Origin of the sequence: Streptomyces sp. NPDC091271, from assembly GCF_044757505.1 — a bacterium.
GTDB lineage: Bacteria > Actinomycetota > Actinomycetes > Streptomycetales > Streptomycetaceae > Streptomyces.
This window is the reverse complement of the sequence record NZ_JBIVVD010000004.1, coordinates 51,467-77,570: the sequence shown is the minus strand read 5'-3', so window position 1 is coordinate 77,570 and position 26,104 is coordinate 51,467. Positions and strand designations below refer to the sequence as shown.

General features: G+C 69.9%; 32 protein-coding genes and 1 tRNA gene. 10 read left to right on the top strand and 23 right to left on the bottom strand.

Annotated features, from left to right (window positions below):
- Nucleotides 1-22 precede the first annotated feature (22 nt).
- From ACIQM3_RS16885 to ACIQM3_RS16860, 6 genes are all read right to left on the bottom strand, one after another.
- The gene (locus tag ACIQM3_RS16885) at nt 23-2,014 is read right to left on the bottom strand and encodes an AAA family ATPase (protein WP_401624535.1); all 1,992 of its coding nucleotides are present in this window, start codon (nt 2,012-2,014) and stop codon (nt 23-25) included.
- Nucleotides 2,011-2,166, bottom strand: coding sequence for a hypothetical protein (locus tag ACIQM3_RS16880; protein WP_401624533.1), 156 nt, complete (start codon nt 2,164-2,166; stop codon nt 2,011-2,013). Before ACIQM3_RS16880 ends, ACIQM3_RS16885 begins: the two co-directional genes overlap by 4 nt.
- Entirely contained in the window at nt 2,157-2,348 is a 192-nt protein-coding gene (locus ACIQM3_RS16875) for a hypothetical protein (RefSeq protein ID WP_401624531.1), read from the bottom strand. Before ACIQM3_RS16875 ends, ACIQM3_RS16880 begins: the two co-directional genes overlap by 10 nt.
- A 189-nt stretch (nt 2,349-2,537) precedes the next feature.
- On the bottom strand, nt 2,538-2,897 hold the full coding sequence (locus ACIQM3_RS16870; RefSeq protein ID WP_401624529.1) for a hypothetical protein: 360 nt from the start codon (nt 2,895-2,897) through the stop codon (nt 2,538-2,540).
- Between the two features lie 11 nt (nt 2,898-2,908).
- Nucleotides 2,909-3,109, bottom strand: coding sequence for a hypothetical protein (locus ACIQM3_RS16865; RefSeq protein ID WP_401624527.1), 201 nt, complete (start codon nt 3,107-3,109; stop codon nt 2,909-2,911).
- Nucleotides 3,109-3,387 carry a helix-turn-helix transcriptional regulator gene (locus ACIQM3_RS16860; RefSeq protein WP_401624525.1) on the bottom strand — a complete coding sequence of 93 codons (279 nt, stop codon included), beginning with the start codon at nt 3,385-3,387 and terminating at the stop codon, nt 3,109-3,111. The genes ACIQM3_RS16865 and ACIQM3_RS16860 overlap by 1 nt, the downstream gene beginning before the upstream one ends.
- Before the next feature lie 252 nt (nt 3,388-3,639).
- Here ACIQM3_RS16860 and ACIQM3_RS16855 point away from each other — a divergent pair, with 252 nt between their 5' ends.
- Together ACIQM3_RS16855 and ACIQM3_RS16850 are read left to right on the top strand one after the other, a co-directional pair.
- On the top strand, nt 3,640-4,011 hold the full coding sequence (locus tag ACIQM3_RS16855) for a helix-turn-helix domain-containing protein (protein WP_401624521.1): 372 nt from the start codon (nt 3,640-3,642) through the stop codon (nt 4,009-4,011).
- Nucleotides 4,012-4,013: 2 nt separating this feature from the next.
- Nucleotides 4,014-5,270, top strand: coding sequence for a tyrosine-type recombinase/integrase (locus tag ACIQM3_RS16850; protein ID WP_401624519.1), 1,257 nt, complete (start codon nt 4,014-4,016; stop codon nt 5,268-5,270).
- Nucleotides 5,271-5,366: 96 nt separating this feature from the next.
- Here ACIQM3_RS16850 and ACIQM3_RS16845 read toward each other — a convergent pair.
- From ACIQM3_RS16845 to ACIQM3_RS16835, 3 genes are all read right to left on the bottom strand, one after another.
- Nucleotides 5,367-5,440, bottom strand: a tRNA-Pro gene (locus ACIQM3_RS16845).
- Nucleotides 5,441-5,591: 151 nt separating this feature from the next.
- Nucleotides 5,592-5,960: an MmcQ/YjbR family DNA-binding protein gene (locus ACIQM3_RS16840; protein WP_401624518.1), complete on the bottom strand. Its 369-nt coding sequence runs from the start codon at nt 5,958-5,960 to the stop codon at nt 5,592-5,594.
- Nucleotides 5,961-6,542: 582 nt separating this feature from the next.
- Complete coding sequence (locus ACIQM3_RS16835) at nt 6,543-7,589, bottom strand: aldo/keto reductase (protein WP_401624516.1); 1,047 nt, start codon at nt 7,587-7,589, stop codon at nt 6,543-6,545.
- Nucleotides 7,590-7,731: 142 nt separating this feature from the next.
- Here ACIQM3_RS16835 and ACIQM3_RS16830 point away from each other — a divergent pair, with 142 nt between their 5' ends.
- Nucleotides 7,732-8,322: a TetR/AcrR family transcriptional regulator gene (locus ACIQM3_RS16830; RefSeq protein WP_401624514.1), complete on the top strand. Its 591-nt coding sequence runs from the start codon at nt 7,732-7,734 to the stop codon at nt 8,320-8,322.
- A gap of 68 nt (nt 8,323-8,390) precedes the next feature.
- Complete coding sequence (locus ACIQM3_RS16825) at nt 8,391-9,116, top strand: TetR/AcrR family transcriptional regulator (RefSeq protein WP_401624512.1); 726 nt, start codon at nt 8,391-8,393, stop codon at nt 9,114-9,116.
- A 14-nt stretch (nt 9,117-9,130) separates the two neighbouring features.
- On the opposite strand, the gene ACIQM3_RS16820 is transcribed toward ACIQM3_RS16825, so the two are convergent.
- The 8 genes from ACIQM3_RS16820 to ACIQM3_RS16785 form a co-directional block, all read right to left on the bottom strand.
- Nucleotides 9,131-9,598: a GAF domain-containing protein gene (locus tag ACIQM3_RS16820; protein ID WP_401624510.1), complete on the bottom strand. Its 468-nt coding sequence runs from the start codon at nt 9,596-9,598 to the stop codon at nt 9,131-9,133.
- On the bottom strand, nt 9,595-10,206 hold the full coding sequence (locus ACIQM3_RS16815) for a GTP-binding protein (RefSeq protein ID WP_401624508.1): 612 nt from the start codon (nt 10,204-10,206) through the stop codon (nt 9,595-9,597). Before ACIQM3_RS16815 ends, ACIQM3_RS16820 begins: the two co-directional genes overlap by 4 nt.
- Nucleotides 10,184-10,555 (bottom strand): DUF742 domain-containing protein, encoded by a 372-nt coding sequence (locus ACIQM3_RS16810; RefSeq protein WP_401624506.1) that lies wholly within the window; start codon nt 10,553-10,555, stop codon nt 10,184-10,186. The genes ACIQM3_RS16815 and ACIQM3_RS16810 overlap by 23 nt, the downstream gene beginning before the upstream one ends.
- A gap of 2 nt (nt 10,556-10,557) precedes the next feature.
- Nucleotides 10,558-10,992, bottom strand: a complete 435-nt coding sequence (locus ACIQM3_RS16805) for a roadblock/LC7 domain-containing protein (RefSeq protein ID WP_014152748.1) — start codon at nt 10,990-10,992, stop codon at nt 10,558-10,560.
- A gap of 5 nt (nt 10,993-10,997) precedes the next feature.
- Nucleotides 10,998-13,067, bottom strand: coding sequence for a sensor histidine kinase (locus ACIQM3_RS16800; protein WP_401624504.1), 2,070 nt, complete (start codon nt 13,065-13,067; stop codon nt 10,998-11,000).
- Nucleotides 13,068-13,483: 416 nt separating this feature from the next.
- Entirely contained in the window at nt 13,484-13,873 is a 390-nt protein-coding gene (locus ACIQM3_RS16795; protein ID WP_401624502.1) for a VOC family protein, read from the bottom strand.
- The gene (locus ACIQM3_RS16790) at nt 13,870-14,163 is read right to left on the bottom strand and encodes an ArsR/SmtB family transcription factor (RefSeq protein ID WP_401624500.1); all 294 of its coding nucleotides are present in this window, start codon (nt 14,161-14,163) and stop codon (nt 13,870-13,872) included. The genes ACIQM3_RS16795 and ACIQM3_RS16790 overlap by 4 nt, the downstream gene beginning before the upstream one ends.
- Before the next feature lie 72 nt (nt 14,164-14,235).
- Nucleotides 14,236-16,032, bottom strand: coding sequence for an ABC transporter ATP-binding protein (locus tag ACIQM3_RS16785; RefSeq protein ID WP_401624498.1), 1,797 nt, complete (start codon nt 16,030-16,032; stop codon nt 14,236-14,238).
- Between the two features lie 182 nt (nt 16,033-16,214).
- On the opposite strand from ACIQM3_RS16785, the gene ACIQM3_RS16780 reads away from it, so the two are divergent.
- Nucleotides 16,215-16,520 carry a hypothetical protein gene (locus ACIQM3_RS16780; protein WP_401624496.1) on the top strand — a complete coding sequence of 102 codons (306 nt, stop codon included), beginning with the start codon at nt 16,215-16,217 and terminating at the stop codon, nt 16,518-16,520.
- Nucleotides 16,521-16,623: 103 nt separating this feature from the next.
- Here the strand turns inward: ACIQM3_RS16780 and ACIQM3_RS16775 are convergent, their stop codons facing one another.
- Together ACIQM3_RS16775 and ACIQM3_RS16770 are read right to left on the bottom strand one after the other, a co-directional pair.
- Entirely contained in the window at nt 16,624-17,067 is a 444-nt protein-coding gene (locus ACIQM3_RS16775; protein WP_401624494.1) for an SRPBCC family protein, read from the bottom strand.
- Between the two features lie 106 nt (nt 17,068-17,173).
- The gene (locus tag ACIQM3_RS16770; RefSeq protein ID WP_401626421.1) at nt 17,174-17,671 is read right to left on the bottom strand and encodes a cupin domain-containing protein; all 498 of its coding nucleotides are present in this window, start codon (nt 17,669-17,671) and stop codon (nt 17,174-17,176) included.
- Between the two features lie 299 nt (nt 17,672-17,970).
- On the opposite strand from ACIQM3_RS16770, the gene ACIQM3_RS16765 reads away from it, so the two are divergent.
- The 5 genes from ACIQM3_RS16765 (at nt 17,971) to ACIQM3_RS16745 (ending at nt 21,114) form a co-directional block, all read left to right on the top strand.
- Entirely contained in the window at nt 17,971-18,327 is a 357-nt protein-coding gene (locus ACIQM3_RS16765; RefSeq protein ID WP_401624492.1) for a hypothetical protein, read from the top strand.
- Between the two features lie 51 nt (nt 18,328-18,378).
- Nucleotides 18,379-19,116: an SDR family oxidoreductase gene (locus ACIQM3_RS16760; protein ID WP_401624490.1), complete on the top strand. Its 738-nt coding sequence runs from the start codon at nt 18,379-18,381 to the stop codon at nt 19,114-19,116.
- Between the two features lie 92 nt (nt 19,117-19,208).
- On the top strand, nt 19,209-19,682 hold the full coding sequence (locus ACIQM3_RS16755; protein WP_401624488.1) for a carboxymuconolactone decarboxylase family protein: 474 nt from the start codon (nt 19,209-19,211) through the stop codon (nt 19,680-19,682).
- Nucleotides 19,683-19,782: 100 nt separating this feature from the next.
- Nucleotides 19,783-20,154 carry an iron chaperone gene (locus tag ACIQM3_RS16750; RefSeq protein ID WP_401624486.1) on the top strand — a complete coding sequence of 124 codons (372 nt, stop codon included), beginning with the start codon at nt 19,783-19,785 and terminating at the stop codon, nt 20,152-20,154.
- 57 nt (nt 20,155-20,211) lie between these two features.
- The gene (locus ACIQM3_RS16745) at nt 20,212-21,114 is read left to right on the top strand and encodes an RNA polymerase sigma-70 factor (protein ID WP_401624484.1); all 903 of its coding nucleotides are present in this window, start codon (nt 20,212-20,214) and stop codon (nt 21,112-21,114) included.
- 486 nt (nt 21,115-21,600) lie between these two features.
- Here the strand turns inward: ACIQM3_RS16745 and ACIQM3_RS16740 are convergent, their stop codons facing one another.
- The 4 genes from ACIQM3_RS16740 to ACIQM3_RS16725 form a co-directional block, all read right to left on the bottom strand.
- On the bottom strand, nt 21,601-22,086 hold the full coding sequence (locus ACIQM3_RS16740; RefSeq protein ID WP_401624482.1) for a rhodanese-like domain-containing protein: 486 nt from the start codon (nt 22,084-22,086) through the stop codon (nt 21,601-21,603).
- Nucleotides 22,087-22,210: 124 nt separating this feature from the next.
- Entirely contained in the window at nt 22,211-23,230 is a 1,020-nt protein-coding gene (locus tag ACIQM3_RS16735) for a helix-turn-helix domain-containing protein (RefSeq protein WP_401624480.1), read from the bottom strand.
- A gap of 204 nt (nt 23,231-23,434) precedes the next feature.
- The gene (locus ACIQM3_RS16730; RefSeq protein WP_401624478.1) at nt 23,435-24,085 is read right to left on the bottom strand and encodes a GPP34 family phosphoprotein; all 651 of its coding nucleotides are present in this window, start codon (nt 24,083-24,085) and stop codon (nt 23,435-23,437) included.
- Between the two features lie 84 nt (nt 24,086-24,169).
- Nucleotides 24,170-26,065: an alpha/beta fold hydrolase gene (locus ACIQM3_RS16725; protein ID WP_401624477.1), complete on the bottom strand. Its 1,896-nt coding sequence runs from the start codon at nt 26,063-26,065 to the stop codon at nt 24,170-24,172.
- Between the last annotated feature and the right edge of the window lie 39 nt (nt 26,066-26,104).

Here is a 26,104-nt window from a genome sequence, read left to right as displayed (position 1 = left end):
CAGACCTGTTCAGAACAGGCGTTCATTTCAAGATCGTCTGAACAGGTCCGGCGGCCTTTTCGGCGTCCCCGAGGACGTAGCCCTTGACCCCGAGCTGAACGATCCGTCCGGCGTCCTTCAGCTCCCCGAAGGCCGCCGACACGGCGGTGTTGTGGGTCTTCTCCGGCTTGTACGGCCCCGAGCGGAAGCGGGCCTGCGACACCGGCTCGGGGTCGGACTGCCGAAGGTGCGCGAGGATCGCGGCCTTCAGCGGCGCCGTCTTGTCCGGGTCACGCGGAGCGTGCTTCAGCGGCACCAGGACCACCGACGTGACCGGGTCGCCGTCCTCGTCCGCCAGGCCGTCCAAGACCACCTGCCGGGGCTGGAACACCTTGTCCGGCAGTTCCTCCGCGTCCTTCTGCTTCTCCACCCCGAGCGTCACCGTCGTCTCGTCCAGCTCCTTGCCGTCCCGCTTCACGGACAGCTCGGTGTCCATCGCGCCCTTCACCGCCGACGCCCCGCGCGAGCGGTCGGCGTTGTGCCCGGTGTGGTGCACCAGCCACACGCACGCCCCGGTGGTGGCCTTCAACCGGTCCACCAGGGCTACGACTTCGCCCATGTCGGTGTTGCTGTTCTCGTCCACACCGACCGTTACGCGAGCCTGCGTGTCCAGCACCACCAGCACGGGGCGCAGCCGCTCGCACGCCACCACCAGGGCGTCCCACTCCGTGCCGGTGACCTGGACGGGGCGGGGCAGGAACTTCAGGTTCGGGCCGATCTTCTTGCCGTGGTGCTGCTGCCAGGCGGCGCCGCGCTTCCAGACACCGGCGGCGCCCTCGGCCACGATGTAGACCACCGGCCCGGCCTCCACGCGGTGCCCGTGCCAGTCCCAGCCGTTCGCCACGTGGACGGCGATGTCCAGCGCCAGGAAGGACTTCATGGAGCCGGACGCGCCGTACATCCGCGCCACGGTGCCCCGGTACAGGTATCCCTTCAGCACGGGCCGTGCCGGAGGGATGGCCGCGAGGTCGTCCAGCGTGAGCATTTCGTCCAGCAGGGCGGCGGCCTGGTTCTCCATGGCCTCCGCCTCCGCCTGCTCGTGCTGCCGGGCCTCCGTGTCCCAGATGGACCGCATGGTCTTCACCAGGTCGGCTTCGCCGATCGGGTCGGCGGACGCGGAGTTGGCGGCGCGCACCATGTCCGAGTACCAGGACCAGCCGCGCGGCGGGGCGAACTTCCAGGCGTCGGCGGCGTAGTGCCCCGCCACGGCCGCCAGCCAGTTGTTCCCGCGCGCCGGGTCGTCCGCCGGAAGAGAGAGCAGGTCAGAGAGGTGGGACCCCTCCAGCCGGCCAGCTACCACGCTGCCACCCGTACCGGGCTGCGCCGTGCGTGCCAGATCCGCGACCCAGCCAGGCAGCGGCGCCGGTTCGGCGTCGTGGACGACCGTGTAAACGTCGTCCGTCTTGGACCCCGGGACCATGACATACGCGCCCGGCCCCGTCTTGAAGTCCACGGCCGCCCCGAGGGAGTTCGAGTAGCCGTCGGCCTTGCCGCCGGTCTCGCCGTCGGGGAGCTGGAAGACCATCTGGAGGCCCCCGCGACCCGTCCGGTACGTCAGCGTCTTGGGGACGTCCTGAGCGGCGCTCAGCGCCTCCCAGGTGGCCTCTCCCGGCTTCCCCTCGGCCACGTCCACGTCCACCACGGCACGCCCGGTGAGCGTCTGCCCCAGGTTCAACCGCCCGTGCTGGCCCCACTTGATCCACCACATGCGGATCGTCTCCACCTCGGTGGTGGCGTCCTTCGAGCCGTGGTCGTTGCGCGGGTGCTTGCCGGGGGACTTGCAGGCGTAGTTGCCGCAGGTGCACCCGTCCTCGGTAACCCGGTGGCAGGGGAAGACCTTCACGCCCTCGGCCGCGAGAGCCAGAGCCGCCGCCAGCAGGCCGTCAGGGTCCGCCAGGGCGCCGTTCCCGGCGTCGGTGGACTCCGGGGCCACCGGAGGCAGTTCGGGGCGCTCAGTGCCCTTCACGTACTTCACGACTGGCCCCCTGCCTGAGCCTCGAACAGCTCGGCCAAGTGCAGCCAGAAGGCGTCCCAGGGGTCTGCCGGAGCGTCCGCCCGGACCTCGGGCGTACGGCGGTCGGAGGGGTTCAGCTCTCCGGCCGTTCCGTCGTTGCGGGTCACGTCCACGGCGATCCCTCCTTGGTGGGACGCATGGCGATCACGGTCCGCAGTTCGTTGATCGGCTGACCGGTCTCCCGCGCCACGGCTTCGAAGGCGTCCAGGGAGTCTCGGACCATCTCCGCGTTGTACTGCTCGTCCGTCTTGGACGGCTTCCAGTTGCGCCCCTCGTGAACGCTGGACTTGAACATTTCGGCCCCTCCGCGCGAGTCGTCTCGTCTGGTGTGCCCGACCGATGGGGGATCGTCTGGGGACCGGAGACCAGGCCGGAGGGGCGGTATCCTGAACACGTAGATACCGGGCTCACGGCCGGGCCAGGTCTGCACTTTGTCAGTCGAAGCGGCGTCTCCTGTGAGGGCGCCGCTTCGGCGTTTCCGGGGTCAGGCGGCGCGGCACTCGCCCGCGTGCTTGTTGGCGTGCTCGCGGGCGCGGTCGTCCCAGCCGTAGCCGAACTCCCGGCGCTCACCGCAGCCGTAGCAGTACAGGAAAGCCACCTCGCCTTCAGCGGTGGTCGCCGTAGCGACGACGTTCCCGCCGACGGTCGTGTACTGCTTGCCGATGCGGTCGCCGCGCTCCGGCGCCATGGAGACCTCGCGGGCGTCGGCCGCGTTGGACAACTCGTACTGCCACTCGGTGTCGATCACGTCGTACATCTCGTCGTCCGTGATGTTGGCCAACGGGCCCTGCTGCTCGGCCGACAGCGTGATCCGGCCGTCTGCATCGGTGGTGTAGTTCGTCATGATCTTGCCTCTCAGATGAAGTGGTGCTGAAGAGTGGTGCGGACGGTGGTGGAGCAAGTGGCCGCGTGGTCGCGTCCGTTCTCCTCGCCCTTGCCCTGCGCCTCGCAGGAAGAGCAGGACCAGACGCGTTCGCCGGTCTCGGGGTGAGTCACGCTCTCCACCCGTCCGCCGCCGTCGGCGGTGACGTAGAAGCGCGAGCCCAGGACGGCCATTACGCGGCCTGGAGTGCGACGACCGCAGCCGTGGCCGGGGGAGTCGGGTCCGGGTCTCCGGTCTCCAGCAGGCGGACCAGGGAGGCCGTGATCACGACCGTGCGGCCGGGTCCGAGCCGGACGGTGCGCACGGGCATCTCACCCCGCTTCATCCGGTCGTAGAGGTTGCTCTTGCTGCACCCGAGCGCCAGGGCGCAGCGGGTGACGCTGATCGTGGCGGGCCAGGTCTTGATCTCCGCCAGGGTCGGAGCCGAATTCGTCGTTACAGCGGTCGCCATTTCCGAGTCCCTTCCGGTTCTCGTTCGGTTGTTCCGGGTGATTCCAGGATGGCACGGCCCGGAGGATGCCATCAGGCTCCTCACCTGCGGAAACTGTAGATACAGGACCGGAAACGGGGAGATTGGTAGCTTGGCAGCGCCCTTGATCTGCGACGATTCGCCAGGCAAAGAGCTTGCAAAGAATGCGCAGTGCAACATGAGCGTTTAAACGCTCCTATGCAGAGATCGCATAACGCGTGGTACCTTAGTTCTATGCCAACCACACGAAGGCCACTCGGCCCCACCACGCGGCACGTCGCCGCCTCCATCCGCCAACTCCGCACGGAGTTCGGTATGTCCACCACCACGATGGCCGGACGCCTCGAAGCCCTCGGGCACCCCATCTCGCAGTCGGGCGTGACGCGCCTGGAGACGGGTCAACGACAGATCACCGTGGACGACTTGACCGCCGTGGCCACTGTGCTCGGTGTCGTCCCCGCCGCTTTGCTGCCCTGCACACGTGCGCAGGAGGCCGCCGACGGCGCGTGCCGAGTGAACGGCCACAGCTACGACAGCCGCGAGATCAGCGGCCCCGGCCCCCGCGTCTGCAACGACTGCGGCCAGATCGAAGACCTGGAGGACTGACCGTGCCCGACCCGATCAAGAAGCTGCCGCCCAACCGAAGAGGGCAGATCAGGTACCGCGCCGTGATCGACATCGGTTACGAGCCGGTGACGGACAAGGCCACCGGTGAGGTGATCACCGACCCCGCCACCGGACAGCCGAAGCTGAAGCGGAAGCAGCTCACGATCACCAAGGACACCAAGACCGAGGTGAAGAACGAGCTGGCCCGCATCCGCCACCAGCGCAGTGCGGGCACGTACGTGGCCCCCGCGAAGATGACCGTGAGCGCCCTGCTGGACCTGTGGCTGAAGTCGGCCACCCGGGACGTGGAAGAGGCCACCGCCAGCAACTACGACAACGCCCTACGGCCCGTGCGGAAGTACCTCGGGCACAAGCCCGTGCAGGAGTTGAGCGAAGAGGACGTGGAAGCGTTCATCGACTGGATGGTGACCGAGGGGCGCCAGCGTGGCGGGAAGCCCGGGACGGGCCTCGGCATACGGTCGGTGCGGCTCACCCTCGGGCGGTTCCGTGCGGCTCTGAACCTCGCGGTGCGGCGCGGCGTGGTGGCCCGCAACGTGGCGGAGCACGTGACCATCTCGAAGCAGGCGAAGGAGAAGGCGAAGAAGGCCACCACCGTGCACAAGCCGTGGAATCAGGAAGAGGTGAAGAGGTTCCTGGAAGGCATCCAGGGCCACCGCTCGTACGCACCCATGCTGCTCGCCCTGATCGCGGAGCGTCCGGCGGAGGTGTGCGGCGCCCGCTGGAGCCCGGACGTGGACCTGACGGCCGGGACGATCGCAGTCGGCACGAACACGCGGACGATCGTCTACGACCGCACAGCCGAACGCGGGCAGCGGAACAAGGTGGTGGAGAAGGGCGCCAAGACCGACGCGGGGAAGCGCACCTTGCCCCTGCCGAAGCCGGTCCTGCGGGCGCTGAAGGCGTTCCGGGCGCAGCAGGCAGCGGAGAAGCTGGCCGCCGGGGAGGCGTACACGGACAGCGGGTACGTGCTCGTGGACGATCTGGGACAGCCGTGGAAGACGGACAAGCTCCGGCGCGAGGCGCACAAGCTGATGGCCACCACGGGCGTACGGAAGGTGCGGTTGTACGACGCGCGGCACGCCTGCCTGTCCTGGATGGCGAACAACGGGGTGCCGGACACGGTGGTCTCCGCGTGGGCGGGTCACTCGGACCTCGGGTTCACGAAGCGGACCTACGTCCACCCCGACCCACAGTCGTTGAAGGCGGGTTCGGAGAAGCTGGCCGAACTGCTCGGCTGACCTTGATCAACAGCGTTTGTGAGAAATTGTGAGACGGCGCCCCTGGGAACGATCAAGAGGGGCCCCGAAGGACCCCTCTGACCTGCTATCTCTCTGTCGGGACGACAGGATTTGAACCTGCGACCCCTTGACCCCCAGTCAAGTGCGCTACCAAGCTGCGCCACGTCCCGATACCCGCTGACCTGGGGTTTCCCCTGGCCGAACGCGCATGAGAACAATACCGCACTTGGACCGGTGCTCACGAACCCGTTTCCGGTGAACGGACCTCGGCCTCGCTCGACGCCGCCATGTGCACGACGGATCACGGACCGAGCACGAGCCTCAGCCTTCGCCAGGCGGCAGACCGAGCTCCGGGTGCTCGGCGGCGAGCCGGCGCGGGGCGGCCAGCCGCCAGGAGTCGGCGAGGATCGCCGTCAGCTCCGCCACGTCGTCGAGGGCGGCGAGCCGTACCCGCAGCCAGGCGTACTTGTCGTCGTGCCCCTCACGCACGAAGAACTTCGCCGGTTCCGCGGCGAGCAGCCCGGCACGGTCCTCGACCGGACACTTGACGCCCATGGTCGCGTCGTCGTCCCCCAGCGCGGCGAAGATCTTTCCGGCGACCCGGAACGTCGGCCGGCCCCAGGCGGGCTTCTCCGCCGTATCGGGCAGCGACAGCGCGATCGCGCGGACGTCGTCGGCGGTGATGGTCATCCACGGTCTCCGTCCCGAAGGCTGCGTTCGGTCCGACCGTAGCCCTCGGACCCGGCACTCTGGAGGTTCGCGCCAAGCCCTGTCGGCCCGCTGATCATCGGCTCGGTCGCGGCCGCCTCGTTCCCCAGGACTCGGTCCGCGCCGGTGTCGACGCGGTGAGGAAGCTAGGGGCCGACAACGGGTTCGGGGTCGGAAGAGGATCGGCCGGGGCGCTTCACGGACGGCCGCGTTGAGGAACCCTGGCGGCAGCGTGGCGCTGTACGCGGTGTTCACCGACCCGGCGTGAATCAGCGAGAAGCCGGATCTGTTCGCCCTGGACTGACTGCGCTTCGACGGGCCGGGCGCCGGGAGGGACGGGGCCCGGTGACAGCGCCCCACGGCGCTCAGTGCGAGGCGAGGAACGTCCGGTACCAGGCGAGGGTGGCGTCCAGCGTGTCGGAGAGCGGGGTGGGCGACAGCGCGTAGGCCTTCTCGATGGTGTGCCCCTTCGACTCATCTGGAGTTACTTAGTATCACTCTCGTTAGAGACTGTAACCCTCGCGATGGGTCATAGCAATGCCGTCTCACGGCTCCCTGCCGCTCTCACTCCGGCCCGCGGCGGCGGCGCTTCGCATCGGCCAGGACCGCGGCGCTGTAACCCGCGTCATCCGGGTTGAGATCGGTGCCCGGCGCCACGACGCGGTCGATGCGGTCCAGCACGGCTGACTCCAGGACGATGTCCGCGGCACTCAACTGGCCGCGCAGATGATCGGCGGTGCGCGGGCCGATGATCGCCGCGGAGACCGCTGGGTGCGTGGTGACGAACGCCAGCGCCAGTTGGACCAGCGTCAGGCCCGCCTCGTCGGCGATGGTGGCGAGTTCGGTGGCGGCGTCGAGCTTGGCCCGGTTGCCCGGGACGTCCAGGTCGTAGTGGGCGACGGTGGCAGGGAAGTGCATCGTCCGCGTGCGGTGGCTGGACAGGTCGGCCGCGTCGCGGCGCCAGCGGCCGGACAGCCAGCCTCCGGCGAGCGGACTCCAGGCGAGCACCCCCATCCGGTAAGCCTCGCACGTGGGCAGCACGTCGGCCTCGACCCCCCGGACCAGGAGGGAGTAGGGCGGTTGTTCGCAGACGAAGCGCTCGCGCTGCCGCCGCTCGGCGGTCCACTGGGCCCGCACGATCGACGAGGGGGCGAACGTGGAGGATCCCGCGTAACGGATCTTGCCGGCGTGGACCAGGTCGGACAGCGCGCCCAGGGTCTCGTCGAGGTCGGTCGCGAGATCGGTCCGGTGCACCTGGTACAGGTCAATGTGGTCCGTACCCAGGCGGCGCAGACTCTCCTCGCAGGCCCGGACGATCCAGCGCCGCGAGCCGCCGCGCTCGTTCAGCCCGGGACCCATCGGGCTCGAGACCTTGGTCGCCAGGACGACGTCGTCGCGCCGCCCGGCGATCGCCTTGCCGACGATGACCTCCGACTCACCGCCCGAATACACGTCGGCCGTGTCGATGATGTTGACGCCCGCGTCCAGCGCCGTGCGGATGATGCCGATCGAGTCGTCGTGGTCGGGGTTTCCCCACTCCCCGAACATCATCGCGCCCAGGCACAGCGAGCTGACCTGGACTCCCGTACCACCCAGCGTGCGGTACTGCATGAGCAAGACCTCCTGTGATCGATGCGGCGTAACGGAAGGCAGACAGCGAGCTGCTACCGTCCAGATAAGCGGAGTCGACTCCGCTTGGTCGCCAAAGCTAAGCGGAGCCGACTCCGCATGGCAAGTCGAGAGGAAGAACCGCATGCCTGATCCGTCCGGCCGACCGGTCCGGGCCGACGCCCGTGCCAACGAGGACAAGCTGCTCGCCGCGGCCGCCCTGGCCTTCACACGGGACGGCGCCGACGCGACCCTGAAGCAGATCGCGAAGGACGCGGGCGTCGGGATCGGCACGCTGTACCGGCGCTTCCCGACCCGCGAACAGCTCGTCGACGCCACCTACCGCTACGAGACGGCCCGCCTCTCCTCCCGGACTCGGGACCTCCTCGGAGAGCTCCCCGCCGACCGGGCCCTGCGCGCGTGGATGTCCGAGGTGCTGGACCACATCGCCACCAAGCACGGCATGGCCGACACGCTCAAGACCCTTCTGCGGGACGACGCACAGCTCAGCTCGGGGACGCGCGAGCAGCTGACCGGCGCGATCGAGGAGTTCCGTCTCGCCGGGATCGCCCAGAGGGTGATCCGGGGGGACGTGTCCTCGACGGACATCCTCATGAACCTCGCGGGCGTCACCCTCGCGGCCGGAGCCGCGCACCAGCGCGCACAGGCCGAGCGGCTGCTCGACCTGTTGATGGACGGCATCACCCGCCCGGAGGGGTGGCGTGGGTCTTGTTAGGCTCCGTAACGCAAGTGAACGCGTCTAGCGATCCCGTGCGTCGAGCAGAGCCAGCAGAGGAGTCCGCGATGGTCCGAGGCCAGGAGGGCCCCCGTGCCCGGTACAGGGAGCAGACCCGGTCGGAGATCAAGGACACGGCGCTGCGGCAGCTGGCCGAATCGGGAGCCGGTGCCCTCGCGCTGACCCGCATCGCCAAGGAGATGGGCCTCTCGGGCCCGGCGCTCTACCGGTATTTCGCCGGCCGCGACGATCTGCTGAGCGCCCTGATCAGGGACGCCTACGACGACGCGGCTACGGCGGTCGCCGATGCCGCGGCCGCAGCGGAGGAGGCGGGGCGGAGCCCACGGAGCCGGCTGCACTCGCTGGGCGGCGCCTACCGCGCCTGGGCGGCGGCGGAGCCGCACCGCTACCTGCTGATCCAGGGCGCCCCCGTGCCGGGCTATGTCGCCCCCGACGACACCCGGGACCGTGCCCGGGCGGTGCTCGGCCCGTTCCTGCCGCTCTTCGCAGACGGGTCCCCCGGGGCGGGCGCTTCAGCGATGGTGACCGAGATGGAGGCCTGGCTCACGGCCGACACAGGGGTCGCAGAGTGGGTCGCCCGATACGCCCCGCACACGGCCTCTGACACGCGTCGCGCGGCGTACGGGCTGGCGGGCGCCGTGCTCGTATGGGCACAGCTGCACGGCTCCGCGGGGCTGGAGACGGCGGGTCACCTCACCGGGATGGGACACAGCGGCGACGCCCTGCTCGCCACACAACTGCACCTGCTCGCGGACGCGTTCGCCCTCGACTGAGCGCCGCCCCGGCGTCAGGGGTTCACTGCCTCCCGACGCTCGGTCTGTACGACGAATTCCCCGGCCAGCAGCTTGATGGTGTCGAGTCCGGCCCGGCCCCAGGCGCGCGGCACGGTGTCCACGGCGCAGACGGTGCCGAGCGCGACGCCCGTACGGTCGATGAGCGGGGCGCCGAGGTAGGAGCGGATGCCCATGTCGTCGACCACCGGGTTGCCCGCGAACCGCGGGTAGTCGCAGACGTCCTCCAGCACCAGGGCCCCGGTGTGCAGCCCTGCGAAGAACTGCCGGTTCTCGTCGATGAAGTTGACTATCGAGAACGGCGTAGCGGTGACCTCCGCCACCCGGCCGGCGAAGCCGTCGAAGCTGTCGAACGAGGCATCGGCACGCTCCCCCAGGCCGAGCCTCCGCAGCCGTGCGCTTCTGCGCGACCCGTCCCGGTCGACGGGGGTGAGCAGCGGCCGGTCCGTCCCGTACGGGATCACGGGTGGGCCCCGAAACCCGAGAGCGGCGCCGGTGCGGTGGCGTTGATGAGGTGCTGGACGAGCGTGACCAGCGCCCCGGTGCCCGAGCTGGCGATCCTGGCGTCGCAGAGGACGACCGGCACGGCCGGCCCGAGGTCGAGAGCCGCACGCACCTCTTCCGGTTCGTAACGGTAGGCGCCGTCGAACTCGTTGACCGCGACGATGAAGCCGATGCCCCGCCGCTCGAAGAAGTCGACGGCCGCGAAGCATTCGGCCAGGCGGCGCGTGTCGGCGAGCACGACCGCTCCGAGGGCCCCCTTGGACAGCTCGTCCCACATGAACCAGAAGCGCTCCTGCCCGGGGGTTCCGAAGAGGTAGAGCACGTGCTGCTCGGACAGCGTGATCCGGCCGAAGTCCATGGCCACGGTGGTCGCCGACTTGGATTCGATGCCTTCGAGGCTGTCGGTCGCCGCGCTGACCTGCGTCAGGAGCTCCTCGGTACTCAGCGGTGCGATCTCGCTGACGGCGCCCACGAACGTCGTTTTGCCGACGCCGAAACCGCCCGCGACCAGGATCTTGAGGGCCACGGGAAAGTATTCGGAGCTGTCAGAGCTGTCGTCGTAGACCATCGAGCACTGCCTCCAGCAGGGATCGGTCGGTTGGCATGTCATGGAACGCGGGGGCGTGCGCGGTGACCGCTCCGCAGTCGACCAGGTCGGACAGGAGGACCTTGGTGATGACGGCGGGCAGCCGCAGATGGGCGGCGATCTCCGCCACGGACGTGGGTCCGCCGCAGAGCTCCAGCGCCACGGTGTGCTCAGGGCCGAGGTGGACCTGGGGCACGCTCCCCGTGGCCATGACCAGGGAGAGCAGGTCGAGCACGGTGGTCGGCCTGGTCCGGCCGTTGCTCACGGTGTACGGGCGGATGAGCCGGCCTGCCGCGTCGTCGAGCAACGGCCCGTCCTGCGGGGCCGGCATCCTCACAGCCCCGGGGTGAACGGCGCTCCGGCCGGCTGCCGGAGCGGCGTCATCAGGTAGGGGCGCACGCTCTTGACCAGCATGGCCATCTCGTACCCCAGTACGGCGGCATCCGCCTCGCGGCCGGCGAGGACGGCGAGACAGGTGCCGGATCCGGCGGTGGAGACGAACAGGAGCGTCGAGTCGAGCTCGACCACGACCTGCCGCACGTCGCCGTTGTCACCGAATCTGGCACCGGCGCTTCGGCCGAGTGAGTACAGGCCGGCGGCCAGGGCGGCCATGTGATCGGCGCTGTCGGCGTCCATGCCGTGTACGGATTTCACCAGGCCGTCCGCCGAGAGGAGAACGGCGCTGCGCGTGTAGGGCACGCGTTGGACCAGGCCGCTCAACAGCCAGTCGAGGTCCGAGACCTGACCGGACGGCATTTCGCTCGTCATGGCATCTACTCCTTGAACATGTTCTCGGTGCGTGGGTCCGGTTCGGGCGTCTGCGGATCCCGGTGCCCCGGGTCCACCCGCTCGGTACCGGCTGTCGCGGTGGTCGCGGTGCTGCGGAACGGCAGCGGGGCGAGGCCGTGGGAACGCTGGGCCCCGACGGTCACGGCGGGGCCGGGGGCAGCGGGCTCGGCGCCCGGTGCGGCGTATGCGTCCGACGGTTCCGGTTCCCCGGCGGTCTGAGCCTCCGCGAGGTCGACCCCACGCCGGAATGCCGCCATCAGGCCGGGGTCGTGCAGGGCGTTCCCGTCCTCGGCGCGCGGTACCGGGGCCTCCCTGAGCTGCGGGACCAGATGCTCCTGGTTGCTCCGCCTGGGGAGCTGGGGGCGGTCCGGGGCGGCCGCGGGAGCCGGGAGCGCCTCGGCGGGGACGCCGGTGTCCATGGCAGCCCGGACGAATGCGACGGACCCATCGGACGGGGCGGGCACGACCGACGAGGCGGTCACGGCCGAGGAGGCGGTCACGGCCGACGAGGCGGTCACGGCCGACGAGGCAGGCACGGCCGACGAGGCAGGCACGGCCGCGGGATCCTGCCCTGCCTGCGGCGCGGGCTCGGCGGACGGCGGGGGCTGGGCCGTGTCGACGGACCCGACGCCCGACGGGGACGCCGCCAGGTTCGGGCGGTCGACCCGCTCGGCACGCAGGGGCAGCGGCGGCCCCGCCCCCTGCGCCCGGTCCAGCCGCAGCGTGGGCTGGACCGCCGGCTGCGGCGGGGCTACGGGCGATGAGTCGTGCGTTCCTGACGGCGGAGCCGTTGTCGCCCCGGCCGGCGTCGTGGCGTCGATGTCGATGCCCAGGAGGATCTCGGGCAGCACGAGCACCGCCTGGGTGCCCCCGTAGATGTTGCTCTGCAGCCGCACGGCGATGCCGTGCCTCCGGGCCAGGGAGGCGACGACGAACAGTCCGATCCGCCCGTCCTGCAGCAGATGGGCGACGTTGACCTGGTCGGGATCGGCGAGCAGGGTGTTCATCCGCTTCTGCTCGGGGCCGGGCATGCCGAGTCCGCGGTCCTCCACCTCCAGGGCCAGCCCGGCGGTGACGCGCTGGGCGCGCAGCAGGACCTGGGTGTGCGGGGCGGAGAACACCGTGGCGTTCTCGACGAGCTCGGCGAGGAGGTGGATCACGTCGGCCACCGCGTGTCCGCGCAGGGTGCCGTCGATCGGCGGGACCAGCTTGACCCGTGGGTACTGCTCGACCTCGGCGATCGCCGAGCGCAGCACTTCGGTCATGGTCACGGGGTTGCTCCACTGCCGCCGTGAGACCGCGCCGCCGAGCACGGCGAGGTTCTCGGCGTGCCTGCGGATGCGGGTGGCGAGGTGGTCCACGTGGAAGAGGCCCTTGAGCAGGTCGGGGTCCTCGACCTCGTGCTCCAGCTCGTCGAGGATCTGGATCTCCCGGTGCACGAGGGACTGCAGCCGGCGGGCGAGGTTGACGAAGACCTCGACCTTCTGTTCGTTCCCGTTGCTGCGGAACAGCTGCGAGGCCTGGACGACGGCCGCCACCGCCTCGTCCTGCGAGCGGCCCATCTCCTGGGCGAGGAGGTCGAAGGCGTCCGCGTCGTCGGCCGCGGCCGGTGTGGGCCGACGGGCGGGCAGGGGTTCACCGTCGCGCAGCTGTTCCACGACGCGCTGGAGTTCGGCCTGGTGCCGGGCGCCGGTGCGCCGGAGTGCCAGAGCGCGGTCGAGGACCCCGGAGGCGACGCGGCCGGAGCCGAGGAAGGCAGCGGCCATGGCCGCCACAGCGAGTGCCCCGGATCCTCCGAGCGCCGCCAGGAGGCTGCCGGAGGGGCGCACCCCGGAGGCCCGGATGGTGAAGATGACGGCCGCCGCTCCGCTGAGCACGGCGGCCACGGTCGGCAGGAGGGCGGTGCGCAGCAGCTGTGGTCGCAGCCGGCTGTCGGGAACGGGCTGCGCGGCGCGCGGCCGGCTCGCGGCCGAGTGCGGACGGCCACCCGGACGGCCGTGCCGTCCACCTTCGCGGCGTTCCGGTCGCGCGTTGGGTGCGCGAAGTTGAGACATCATCGTCCTCGGTACGTGGGGCACCAGGAATCGGCATTCGTGTGGTGACACCTACGGTGGTCGGTCAGGCCCGGGTCAACGGTCGGGGCAGGCTCGACCGATATGAGCCCACCGTTGATCACCGGCCACACACGGTAGTCGTCAATCGCCCGTGCTCGATGTGCAGTTGTCGAAGTTGCCCGCCAGGCGTCCCGCTCTGGTATGACGCCTCGCACGGGCAGCCGAATCCGTCCACCCCCAACTCCGCACGGGTGGCCGCACATCGGCCTCGTGTACGAATGCGCGCGGGCGGGCGCACCGAGGGCCCCGTACGCGCGAAGGAGCGGTGGGCCCGGGCGTTCCGGGGGCTCACCGCTCCTTCGTACGCGTGCCGACGGCGGACCCGGGCGGATGGCCCGCCGACGTCCGCCGCCGGTCTACTGCGCGCTGTGCACGATCTGGATCAGGTTGCCGCAGGTGTCGTCCAGAACCGCCGTGGTGACCGGGCCCATCTCCAGCGGGTCCTGGGTGAAGCGCACGCCGAGCCCGCGCAGCCGGTCGAACTCCGCGTGCACGTCGTCCACGGCGAAGGAGGTGGCCGGAATCCCGTCCTTGACGAGCGCGTCCTTGTACGGCTTCGCCGCGGGGTGGCCGTCGGGCTCCAGCAGCAGTTCGGTCCCGTCGGGGGCCTCCGGCGAGACGACGGTCAGCCATCGGTCGGCCCCGAGCGGAACGTCGGCCTTCTTCACGAAGCCCAGCACATCCGTGTAGAAGCGCAGGGCCTTTTCCTGGTCATCGACGAAGACGCTGGACAGGTGGATCTTCATGCGGTGCTCTCCGGCGTGTCGGGCCTGAGCCACCGGGTCACGATGTGCTCAAGAGGTTCGGTGTTCAGGTCGTGGAACTTGTAGCGGCCCTGGCGGCGCACAAGGACCAGACCCGCGGATTCCAGCACGGCCAGATGCTGGCTGACCGCCTGGCGGGACAGCCCGAGACCGTACTTGGTCACCAGCCGCGCGCAGATCTCGAACAGGGTCTGGCCGTCGCGGTTCACCAGCTCGTCGAGAATGCGCCGACGGGTGGGGTCGGCCAGGGCCTTGAAGACATCCTCCGCCATGCCACCACCATAGGCAAGTATCGACTTGCCTATCAAGCCGGGTCTCCCCGCGCGAGGTCATGACATGGCACATCACCTCGGGTGGGCGGGCTGGAGCCCCGCGTACACACCGGCCGTGCCCAGCAGCTCCTCGTGCGTCCCCACCTCGGCGATCCTCCCGCCCTCCATGGCCACGATGCGGTCCGCGCCCTGGATGGTGGAGAGCCGGTGGGCGACGACGAAGACGGTCCGGCCGTCCACGAGCCTGGCGAGCGCCTCCTGCACGAGTGCTTCGGAACGGTTGTCGAGCGCCGACGTCGCCTCGTCGAGCACCAGCACCCTCGGATCGCGGATCAGCGCCCTGGCGATCGCGAGCCGCTGCTTCTGCCCGCCCGACAGCTGCGCGCCGCGCTCCCCGATGACCGTGTCCAGGCCGCGCGGCAGACCGCGCACGAACTCCAGCGCGTTGGCGTCCCGGAGGGCGCGCATCAGCATCTCCTCGTCCGTGTCCCCCATGCCGTACGTGACGTTGTCGCGGATGCTGCCTTCGAAGAGGATCGACTCCTGGGGCACCACCGAAAGGAAGCGCCGGTAGGTCCGCAGATCGAGTCCGGCCATGTCGGTCCCGTCCAGCAGGATGCGGCCCGAGGTGGGCCTGATGAACCCGATGAGCAGGTTGAGCACCGTGGACTTGCCCGCACCCGAGGCCCCGACGAGCGCGATGGTTTCGCCCGGCCGTGCGGAGAGGGTGAACCCGTCGACCGCCGGCTCCCCGTCCTCGTAGGCGAATCCGGCGTCCTGGAAGTCGATGCGGCCGACGACGCTCTCGACCCGCGCCTTGCCGGCGTTGTTCTCCAGGTCGGGTGCCTGCAGCACCTCACCTGCCGAACGCACCGACTCCAGGCCCTTGGTGAGGACCGGAGCCAGGCCCAGCAGGGTCGTCACGGAGCCGGTCAGCACGGTGAAGAAGGCGCTGAGCATCACCACGTCGCCGGCGGTGACGGGCATCCAGCCGTGGTAGGCGACCAGGGCCGATCCCGAAAGACACAGGACACCGAGCGTGTTGAGGATAACCCAGGCCAGCGATCCGAAACGGCCGTTGATCATGTCCAGACGCAGCCCGGCCGCGAACACCTGGCGCAGCGACCCGTCGACCCGGCCGAGCGCGGTCCGCTCCAGTCCGTGGGCGCGGGTGATGGGAATCAGGGTGGTCATCTCCCCGACACGGGAGGAGAGATGTTCGACCTCGCGGCGGAACGACTCGTTGTGGCTGCGCAGCCGGCTGCGCAGTTTCATCACGAGGAAGCCGGCCGCGGGGACCACGACGAGGAAGAGGGGCAGGAACTCGGGCACCCGTACGCCGATGACGACGAGTCCGCCGATCAGCGTGACGACGGCGCCGAGGCCCATGTCGGAGCTTTGCTGGACCATCTGCTCCACTGCTTCGACGTCGCGGACCACCTTGGCCTGGAGGACGCTCGAACTGACCCGCGCGTGATAGCCGACGGAGAGCTGCTGCATACGGCGGCAGAGCGCCGAGCGCAGGGTGGTGCCCATACGGCGGATGCTGCCTCCGAGCAACCGCACGTACCACTGATGGAGCGGGTAGTTGATCACGAGGATGAACAGCAGGACTCCGGTGGACTTCCAGATCCCCGATTCGGGACCGTGCTGGACGACCACGTCGAGGACGGTCGCGGTGATCAGTGGCAGCAGCCAGATGGGGCTGTGCTTCACGACGAAGATGGCGACCGCGAGGACCAGCTTGCCGCGGTCGGGGCGGAAGAGATGGCCGAGGGTGCGGACCGGGTTCTCGCCGCGGTAGCGGTGATCCAGGTGGTCGAAGGATGCCAGGGGTTCGGCGGAGAGCGATGAAAGCGCTTGCTTCATGCGATCATCCCACCCGCTCCGGCCGCTGCCGACAACCCCCGTTCCACGGGAAGAGACAGAGGGCACGGAAAGAGACCGAGGGCGGTGGCCGTGACCGGCGGGAATCTTTCGGGGTCACCCTGCGTACCCGCTCGCCGACCGGGTACCGGGCGGAGATGTTCAGATATAGGCGTGTACGAGTTGTGACCGTGCTGCTCATCGGCTGGTTGGTGCTGACCGGCGTGGAGCGTTGGGCAGAGCGGGCGCCGTGGCCGAGCGCCGTGCTGGGCGGCCTCATGTGGGCGTGCGTGGTGGCCGGCGTCTGGTGGTTCGCCGAGTGGACCCAGTCGCCGCTGCGTACCGCACGCCAGTCGGCTGAGGCGCGCGAGCGGGCGGCAGGGCACCGCCCGAAGGACGAGGCACCGCACGAACCGGGCACGGACACCGGCACCGATGGTGGACAGGTGGTGGCCGGTCGGCCGGATTCCTCCGCTCCGTCTCGACGCTGACGCCTTGTCGGGCCCGCGACAGCGACGGACAAGAACCGCCCGCGCGCACCACGGAGGTGCGCCCGGGCGGTTCCCGTCTGCGGGGATGCCACGAGGGCCGTGGTCACACCCCCCGAGGGCCGTCGCCCGCGGCCGTGGCCTCGGCCAGCTTCTGGAACTCGCCCAGGTCGTAGTTGGCCAGTGCCGAGTCGAGATTGGTCAGTGCGCCCAAGTGCTCGACGAACCCGCTGGGGTCGTACTCGATCTGCAGGGCGACCCGGCTGGAGGTCTCGTCGAGCCGGTGGAAGGTGACCACGCCCGCGTGGTGCACCCCCTCGATCGTCTTCCAGGCGATCCGGTCCTGCGGGACGACCTCGGTGAGCTCCGCCACGAAGCCCTTGTCGGCGCCCGGCAGGGACAACTGCCAGGAGAACCGGCGCTCGTCCATCGGATCCACCCGTCGCACGTGGCTCAGGAACTTCGGCCACTGCGTCACATCGCTCCACAGAGCCCAGGTAACGCTGACCGGCGCCTTGATGTCGACGGTTTCCACGAGGGAGGAGGACATGGAGGAACAACTCCTTCTTTTGCTCGGTTACCCCGTGCGCTGCCGACCACCCGATGGTCTGCGGCGCACGCATGCACCTCCGCCTTCCCGGTCGCACCGGCCGTACTCACCCGACCTTCAGCGCGTCCCGCCAGGCGGCACTTTCCACGTAGTGGTTGTCGAAGCGCTCGGCCGACTCGGCAATCTCCTTCGGGTCCGCCTCCCCTCGCATGACCCTGCCGAGCAGACGCAGGTACGCGAAGCGGTCCATGTGCCGGTCGAACACGAACAGGACGTCCGCCGTGAAGCCGGGGGCAGCGGCGAACGCGTGCGGGGTGTGGGGCGGTACTGACAGGAAGTCCCCTTCCCGCAGGACAGTCACCTCTTCGCCTACGAGCACGCACAGGGCACCGCCGAGCACGAAGAACAGTTCCGTCGCCTTGGTGTGGAAGTGGGCGGGCGCCCCCACAGCGCCTTCGGCGAAGGTCGACCGGTAGCTCGTGAAACCCCCGTCCGTGTGGCGACCCTCGCCGAGCAGCCGCATCGTGCTGCTCGGGTCGACGCAGGTCTCGGCGTCGGCGTGGCGGGTGAGCACCGGGGGGAAGGTGGTCCTGTTCTTGGTCATGAGCACGACTCTATGACCGTACATGCCCAGTACCGAGAGCCACTTGGGCGCGAAGAGCATGGGCCAATCCTGCGTATCCGCGATCGGTTCCGGCCGGTCGCCCCGATCGTGCCCGGCGCCACCGCGCGACGGGCGAGTACCACGGCTCCCCCGGCCACACGCATCTGCCCAACGGCGCCCCGGCCACCCTGTTCGACAGCACCACCGACCAGTACATCGAAGTCCCGGACAGCGACGTCCTGTCGGTCTCCACCACGGGAGCACCGACCATCGAGGCCTGGCTACGCCCGGACGTACTGGTGCTCCCCCGACCCGGGGGGTCCGGCCACGTCCACTGGCTGGGCAAGCTCACCTACGCCAGGGTCAACCAGTGCGAACGGGTCGCGCGTGTCCACTCCGCGGACAACACCGAGGGGCGCGCCAACCGCATCTCCGGTTACGCCTGCAATCCGCCCGGTCGACTGGACGGCCCCGCCGAGCCTCCGGGGCACACCAGGATCTACCGGGACGGGCGGCTGAGGGATCAGGACGCGCTGGCCGACTACGACATCGTCCCGGGTAACACCACCTCGCCCCTGCGCATCGGGAGTGTGGCCATGACGGCCGGGGGTCAGCGAGTGCGGTCCGGAGGCGGGCGTGCTTCAGTGGATCGGTGAATCGGTGAATCGCAGCAGGTGCGAGAACGTCCTCCGGCAGAAGGGCCCGTCATGAGGATCGCAGTGATCGGCGGCACGGGGCTGATCGGATCGAAGGTCGTCAGGAAGCTGAAGGCCGACGGGCACGAGGCGGTGCCGCACTCGAAGTCCACGGGCGTGGACGTCGTCACGGGCGAGGGCCTGGAGAAGGCGTTGACCGGCGCCGACGCCATGGTCAACCTGACCAACTCCCCGACCTTCGACGAGGCCGCACCGGCCTTCTTCCGGCAGTCGATGGACAATCTGCTGAGCGCCGGGCAGAAGGCCGCGGTGCGCCACTTCGTCGTACTGTCCATCGTCGGCGTGGACCAGGTACCCGAACTGGACTACTACCGTGCGAAGGCTCTCCAGGAGGAGATCCTCGTAGCGGGGCCGATCCCGTACTCCATCGTCCGCGCCACACAGTTCATGGAGTTCATTGACTCCGTCATGAGCTGGACGGCCGACGGTGACACCGTCCGGCTGCCCGTCACCCCGATCCAGCCGATCGCCGCCCAGGACGTGGCCGACGCGGTCGCCGACGTCGCCGTGGGCGCTCCGCTGCAGGGCATCCACAACATCGCGGGCCCCGAGGTCTTCCCTCTCGACGAGCTCGGGAGGATCACTCTCGCGGCCCGTTCGGACAGCCTGACGGTCACCACGGACGACGCCGCCGGCATGTTCGCCGTGGTTCACGGAGACGTCCTCACCGGCAAGGACGACGCCGCGCTCGCCCCCACCCGGTACGCGGACTGGCTGGCGGCGCGCTGAGGAGAGACGCACGTCACACCCCGCGTCCTGTCACACTTCGGGGGTCTTCCCGGTCAGCTGTGTGTATCCGCAACACGGCTAGGAGACCCATCGTGGAATCACGCCTCAACTACTTCGGCCACCCCCTCGCGGGCAAGGTGCTGAAACACATCAACTCGGCCAACAAGACGGTGGCGGACTCGACGCTTCCCCACGCGGTCCAAGAGCTGGTGAAGATTCGCGCCAGTCAGATCAACGGCTGCGGCTTCTGCACCGACATGCACACCAAGGACGCCGCGCACGCCGGGGAGACCGTGCAGCGTCTCAACCTGGTGGCCGCCTGGCGGGAGGCAAAGGTCTTCACCGAGGCCGAGCGCGCGGCCCTGGAACTCGCGGAGCAGGGCACCCGCATCGCCGACGCGGCAGGCGGCGTCACCGACGAGGCCTGGGCGGACGCCGCCAAGCACTTCGACGAGGACCAGCTGATCGCCTTGATCTCCCTCATCGCCGTCATCAACGCCTACAACCGCATCAACGTCATCAATCAGCAGCCCGCCGGCGACTACCAGCCCGGCCAGTTCGGCTGACCTGCCCGGTCCGTACGGGACCGTCCCCCGCCGGCTCCGCCCGGCGGGGGACGGTCCCGCCGTCAGGATCAGCGTCTGCCGGCCGGAGTAAGCTCGGCTCATGGTGAGGAGCACGGCGGAAGACGTCGACGGGTACCTGGCCGAGGTTCCTGAGGAACGCAAGGACGCCCTGGGCAGACTGCGGCAGTTGTGCGGTGCGGAGCTCGAGGGATTCGACGAGGTCATGGCGTACGGCATGCCCGCGTACGGGCGGGGCGGCACCGCGGAGATCGCCTTCGCCAGTCAGAAGCAGTACATCTCCCTCTACCTCATGCGGAGCGACGTCAGGGAGGCGTTCGAGGAGCGGCTGGCCGGGCAGGACATGGGCAAGGGCTGTCTGAGGTTCCGCAGGCCCGCAAGCATCGACTTCGACGACCTGGTGCGCGACCTGCTGAGGGCCACCGCGGCGGCTCCCCCGGGCCAGCTCTGCTGACGGCCGCGGCCCGGCGCGACGACTTGTGGCACGGCGCGGCAGAGTTGGAGGATGCCCATGCGCTCGGCGGATGACCCGGATTCCCTGGACCTCGACCGCGCGACCAGGGAGTTCACAGGAGCACGTCCTCAGCTCTTCGGCATCGCGTACCGCGTCCTCGGCAGTGCCGCGGAAGCCGAGGACATCGTCCAGGAGGCATGGCTGCGGTGGCAGAAGGCCGACCGCACCGAGATCCGCGAACCGGCGGCCTTTCTCGCTACGGTCACCACCCGTCTGGCGATCAACCTCGCCCGGTCCGCCAGGATCCGCCGTGAGTCCTACACCGGGCCCTGGCTTCCCGAGCCGGTCGACACGAGTGCGGATCCGCAGCTGGGCGCGGAGCGGGCCGAGGCGCTCGACCTGGCCGTTCTGTTCCTCCTGGAGAAGCTGAACCCCGTCGAACGGGCTGCCTACGTGCTGAGGGAGGCCTTCGATTATCCGTACGGACGCATCGCGGACATCCTGGGGACGAGTGAGGCCAATACGCGCCAGCTGGTGAGCCGCGCTCGGAAGCACCTGTCGGCGGAACGCAGGGAGCCCGTCGGCCCCGACGAGCACCGGCGGCTGCTGCACGTGTTCCTGGCCGCGGCGCGGACGGGCAGCCTGTCGGTGCTCGAGGACGTGCTCACGGCGGACGTCGTCAGCTACTCCGACGGAGGAGGAGTGCGCGGGGCCTCCAGGATCCCGGTCATGGGCCGCACGCACGTCTCCAAGTACCTTGCCGCCTTCGCCCCACGATTCTGGCCCGAAGCGGACACCCGCTGGGTCGAGGCGAACGGCAGGCCGGCCGTCCTTGTCTCGGCCGGCGGGGAAGCGGTGGCGCTCCTGTCCATCGACGTGTCCGCGCGGGGCATCGAACACATCATGTGGGTGATGAACCCCGCCAAGCTGTCTCCGTACGTGGATTCCCTGGACAGCTGAGCCGGGCCCCGAAGCCGCCTGGTCCTCGGCTCGCTGGGCCGGTCCGGCGGATGCCGTATGTGTGTCCTGCCTCAGCAGCGTCGTCGCACTCGAAGGACGCCTCCACCCATGAGCAAGACCATGGACCCTGTCCGCCAATTCCTTCTGCAAGTGCGCTCGGGACTCCACCCTTCGATCGGGTCCACGCCCGCTGGATCCAAGAGGGGCGGCACGTCGGCCCGGCGAATCGCTGTCCGCCGGCCGGCGCACCGGTCACGGCGATGACCAGTGCAGTCTATCGCGTCGAGCACGGACGCATCGTCGACTAGTGGATACAGATCGACCGTCGGGGAAACACCGCTCAACTACAGCACGCGGCAACCGAGCACTGATCCCCGCCCGTTCCGGGGCCGAGGCCGGCCGGCCTCACCACGGCGACGCGCAGGACAGCGCCGGTCGTGCAGGCGGCTTCGGCGGACAGGAGCCGGTCCGGCCGTGCGGTGTCCTTCAGCAGGCGCAGGAGATGCCCGAGCGTGGGGCGGTGAGATCGTCGACAGGGCGCTGCTCGGAGCCGGCGGCGGAGTCGTAGGCGAAGCCCTCGCGTGCCCAGTACTCGAAGCCGCCGAGCATTTCCTTGACCCGGTAGCCGAGGCGGGCGAAGGCCAGCGCCGCGCGGGTCGCGCCGTTGCAGCCGGGGCCCCAGCAGTAGGTGACCACGGTCTTGGCCGGGTCGATCAGCTGCGGTGCCAGGTCGGCAATCTGTGCGGTGGGCATGTGGAGGGCGCCAGGGATGTGTCCCTGGTCCCAGGCGGCATCACTGCGGGTGTCGACCACCACGACCCCGTGGGCGCCGGATGCCAGATCGGCGTGGACGTCGGAGACATCCGCCTCGAAGGCGAGGCGGGCGGCGTAGTGGGCGGCGCCCTCGGACGGGGCGGCGGCGGGCACGCTCAGGACTGCGCTGGTGATCTCGGCGGGAGCGGTGGCGGACATGGAGTGCCTCTTGTTCCTGCTGGTCGGGAGGGCCGGTGGGCCGTGCCGGGTATCCCCGGCCGGCGATGGCTCCATCTTCCGATCCCTGAGCCCGGCCCACGAGTGGCGTATACGCCTCCAGCCATCAAGATTCCGCCAGTCGTGCCGGTCGTACGGAGTGCCCGTCATGCGTGCTCGGGACGCGGGTGAACGTCTTGCGGTAGGCCGTCGGCGTCGTGCGCATCTGACGGGTGAAGTGGTGCCGGTACGTCCCGGTGCTGTCGAAGCCGACCGCGGCTGCGACCTCGTCCACGGTGCCGTCACCGGACTCGAGCAGCGGCAGACTGGCGGCCACCCGCTGGGCGATGACCCAGCGCATGGGACTCACGCCGTTGCGGCGGGTGAAGTGCCTCAAGTACGAGCGTTCCGACATGCACGCAGCCCGGGCCAGGGCGGACACGGACAGGGGTGTGTGCAGATGGCGCAGCACCCAGTCCATGCTCCGCGTGACGCCGTCGTCCTCGGCACCGATCTCTCCCACCGCCGCCTCGATGAACTGGGCCTGCCCGCCCTCGCGGTGCGGCGGAACGACGAAGCGGCGTGCGACCGTGTTGGCCACGGCCGCGCCGTGATCGGCCCGGACCAGGTAGAGGCACAGGTCGATACCGGCCGCGCTGCCCGCGCTGGTGAGGACATCGCCGTTGTCGACGTACAGCACGTCCGGGTCGACCTCGATCCCGGGATGCCGCTCGGCGAGCGCGCGGGCATAGCGCCAGTGGGTGGCGGCGCGGCGCCCCTCCAGCAGGCCGGACGCGGCCAGCGCGAACGCCCCCGAACAGATCGACACCATGCGCGCTCCCCGGGCATGGGCCCGCAGCAGCGCTTCCACGAGGGCGGGCGAGACGTCCGCCCCGGCCTTGGCCACCCCCGGCACGATCACCGTGTCCGCCGTGGTCAGCGCATCGAGCCCGTGCTCGGCGCGCAGCGTGAACCCGCCGACCGCCCGCAGATCCCGGCCGGGTTCCTCGGCGCACACCCGCAGCTCGTACCAGGGCAGGTCTCCCAGCTCGGGGCGGGGCAGGCCGAAGACCTCCACCACCACGCCCAGCTCGAAGGGCGCCATCCCATCGAAGGCCAGTACAGCCACCACGTGCGCTTGCGCCATGGCTGGATCTTAACAATCATCAAGATCCAGCCACGATGGATGCGGGGCGGCGGAATGGGGCGGCTGCCCGAGGCCCACCTGCGACGCCCCCGCGAGCTCCCCGTACCGGACCGGAAACTCACCATGGCGCTCAGCGTGCCGGCACCTGCCGCACGTAAGCCGGGCAGCGTGGACCGGGCTGCCCTGACAGCGCGGGGCCCGAGCTCACGCTCCCCAGCCGCCTCCGACCGCCCTGCTCGACAGGTACGAGTCGCGCAGCGCCTTGCGCAGGCCGGGCACGACGCCGTCGTACCGCGCTGCGAGCGCCTTGAACACCTGCTTGTGCGCGCGGCGCTCCTTGCCGGTGAAGACGCTGCTCACCTCGACTTCGGCCGCCAGCACCGCCATGGCCAGCTCGTCCACCGGGATCGCCGTCGGATCGGGGCCGCCGAGCACGGTCTTACGGACCCTCTCCTGCAGGGCGAGAACCTGCTGCGGGTCGTTGACGGCGGTCCGGTCGACGCCGATCATCCCCAGCCTCTTCTCGTGCGTGACGGTGATCGCGCCCACTGCGGCGAGCTGCTCACGGACGGGCTTCTCGGCCCGGTGAGCCTTGTTGTGCACGAACGAGAGCCAGCCCTTCCGCTTCTCGGGCAGATCGCTCCACACCTCGGCGAGGAACGGATCGCCCTGCGGCTCGGCGCCGTCTCGTGCGACCTTCCCTCCCTCGGCGCTGAGCAGTCGGCCGAGGGCCAGTTCGGTGAGCGCACCGGCGCGCAGCAGCTGACCGCGGCCCTGGAGGTCGGTGAGTTCGAACTTGCCCTTGTCCACGGTGTAACAGAGCAGATAGAGCCGCTGAGGCAGAGTCAGTCGCATGTCTCGTCCTTCGGGGTCGCGGTGGGGGCATGCGGTCCGGGCGTCACGTCCGGAGCCGGGACCTCGGGCTCGGCGGCCGAGGGGTCAGGCCCGGGGGCTCAGGTGGCGGGCGAGGAAGCGGTCGGCCATGCGGTACATGTCGATGTTGTTCTCGGGGTTCACGAAGCCGTGGCCCTCGTTGTCCTTGACCATGTACTCGACCTCGACGCCGCGGGCCCGCAGAGCGTCGACGATCCGGTCGGACTCGGCCTTGACGACGCGGACGTCGTTGCCGCCCTGGACCACCATGAGAGGTGTGCGGATCCGATCCACCCGGCTGATGGGCGAGCGCGCCCACAACTCCGCTTCCTGCGCGGGGATTTCTGGGTTTCCCGCGAAGAGGTACCAGTTGTTGAAGAGTTGCGGCTTCGCGAACTCCGGTACGGTCCGCAGGAAGGTCACGAGATTGGAGATGCCGCAGAAGTCGACGGCGGCGGCGAAGACGTCGGGAGTGAAGGTGACGCCGACGAGTGTGGCGTAGCCGCCGTAGGAGCCTCCGAAGACCGCGACGCGGTCCCGGTCCGCGTACCCCTCCTCGACGGCCCAGTCGACGGCGTCGATGAGGTCGTCGTGCATCTTCCCGGCCAGTTCCCCGATGCCCGCCTTCAGGAAGGCCTTGCCGTATCCGGTCGAGCCCCGGAAGTTGACCTGCAGCACCGCGTAACCGCGGTTGGCCAGGAGCTGGGCGGTGGGGTCGAACTTCCAGCTGTCGCGATGCCAGGGGCCTCCGTGGACCAGCAGCACCATCGGCAGTCCGACCGGCTCCGCCCCCACGGGCAGCGTCAGGTAGGAGGGAAGCGCCAGTCCGTCGCGTGAGGTGATCGTGACCGGTGTCATCGGAGCCAGCACTCCGGGGCCCAGGTGCGGGTAGGGCCGGAAGAGCAGGCGGCTCTCCCCTGTCGAGTGGTCGTAGAGGTAGGTGACGCCGGGGTCCCGGTCGTGGGTGAAGCTGACGACCCAGCGCCGCCCGCTCCTGTCGGAGGACACGGCGGACAGGTCCCCCTCCGACAGCTGCTCCAGCTTCTTCAGAACCGCGGCGAATTGGGCGTCCAGTGCGTGGATCACCTGGCGCTCGCCGAGATAGCGCACCCCGAGCAGCTCTCCGGTGTGCCGGTCGAGGATGAGGGGCGAAGGCAGGGTGGGGAAGACGGAGGTACGGGGGTCGACGTCGAGGGTGGGGTGGCTGTCGACCTCGGACTCCTCGCCGGTGGCCAGATCCAGACGGACCACGCGGGTCCGGTCGCTGTCCCGGTTGGAGCCCGCCCACACTCCGGTGCCGTCCGGGGTGAACTGGAACGGGTTGATGCCCAGCGGGTGGTCGGCACCGTCGAAGGTGGCGACCGGACGCCGCTCTCCGGTCCCGATGTCCAGCTGCACCAGCTCGATGTCGCCGTCGGAGGTCCAGATCTGGGCGTACAGGTCCCCGCCGGGTGTGTGCGTCAACCCGGCGAGCCGGCCCGGGTTCTGCGCCAGCATCGTCAGCTCGGCCGTGGCGATGTCGGCTTCGTAGAGGTCGAATTCGACCGGGTCGCGGTGGTTCAGCTGCACCAGCGCCTTGCCGGGGCGGGAGACCCGCATCTCGAAGCCCAGGGCCGTGGCCCCCGGGAAGGGGGTGAGGTCGACCGCCTCGGCCTCCGGGTTCTCCAGGTCGACGCGGTAGACGTGCCAGTGCTCGTCCCCGTCGCCGTCCTGCTCGTAGAGCAGCCACCGCGGATCGTCCGTCCAGTGGTAGACGTGCACACTGCGGTTGTCGTCGGCCGTGACGCAACGCGCCCGCTCGTCGGAGTCGATGCCCTCCACCCACACGTTGAGCCGGTCACGCCACGGTGCCAGGTAGGCGATTCTGGTGCCGTCCGGCGAGATCGACGCGCCGGCGCGGACGGGCGAGGCGAAGATCTCTTCGACGGTCAGGTGCGGGGCCTCGGGCGGAACGGTGGACATGAGGACACTCCTTCTCGTTTGCCGTGGTCCCATCGACGC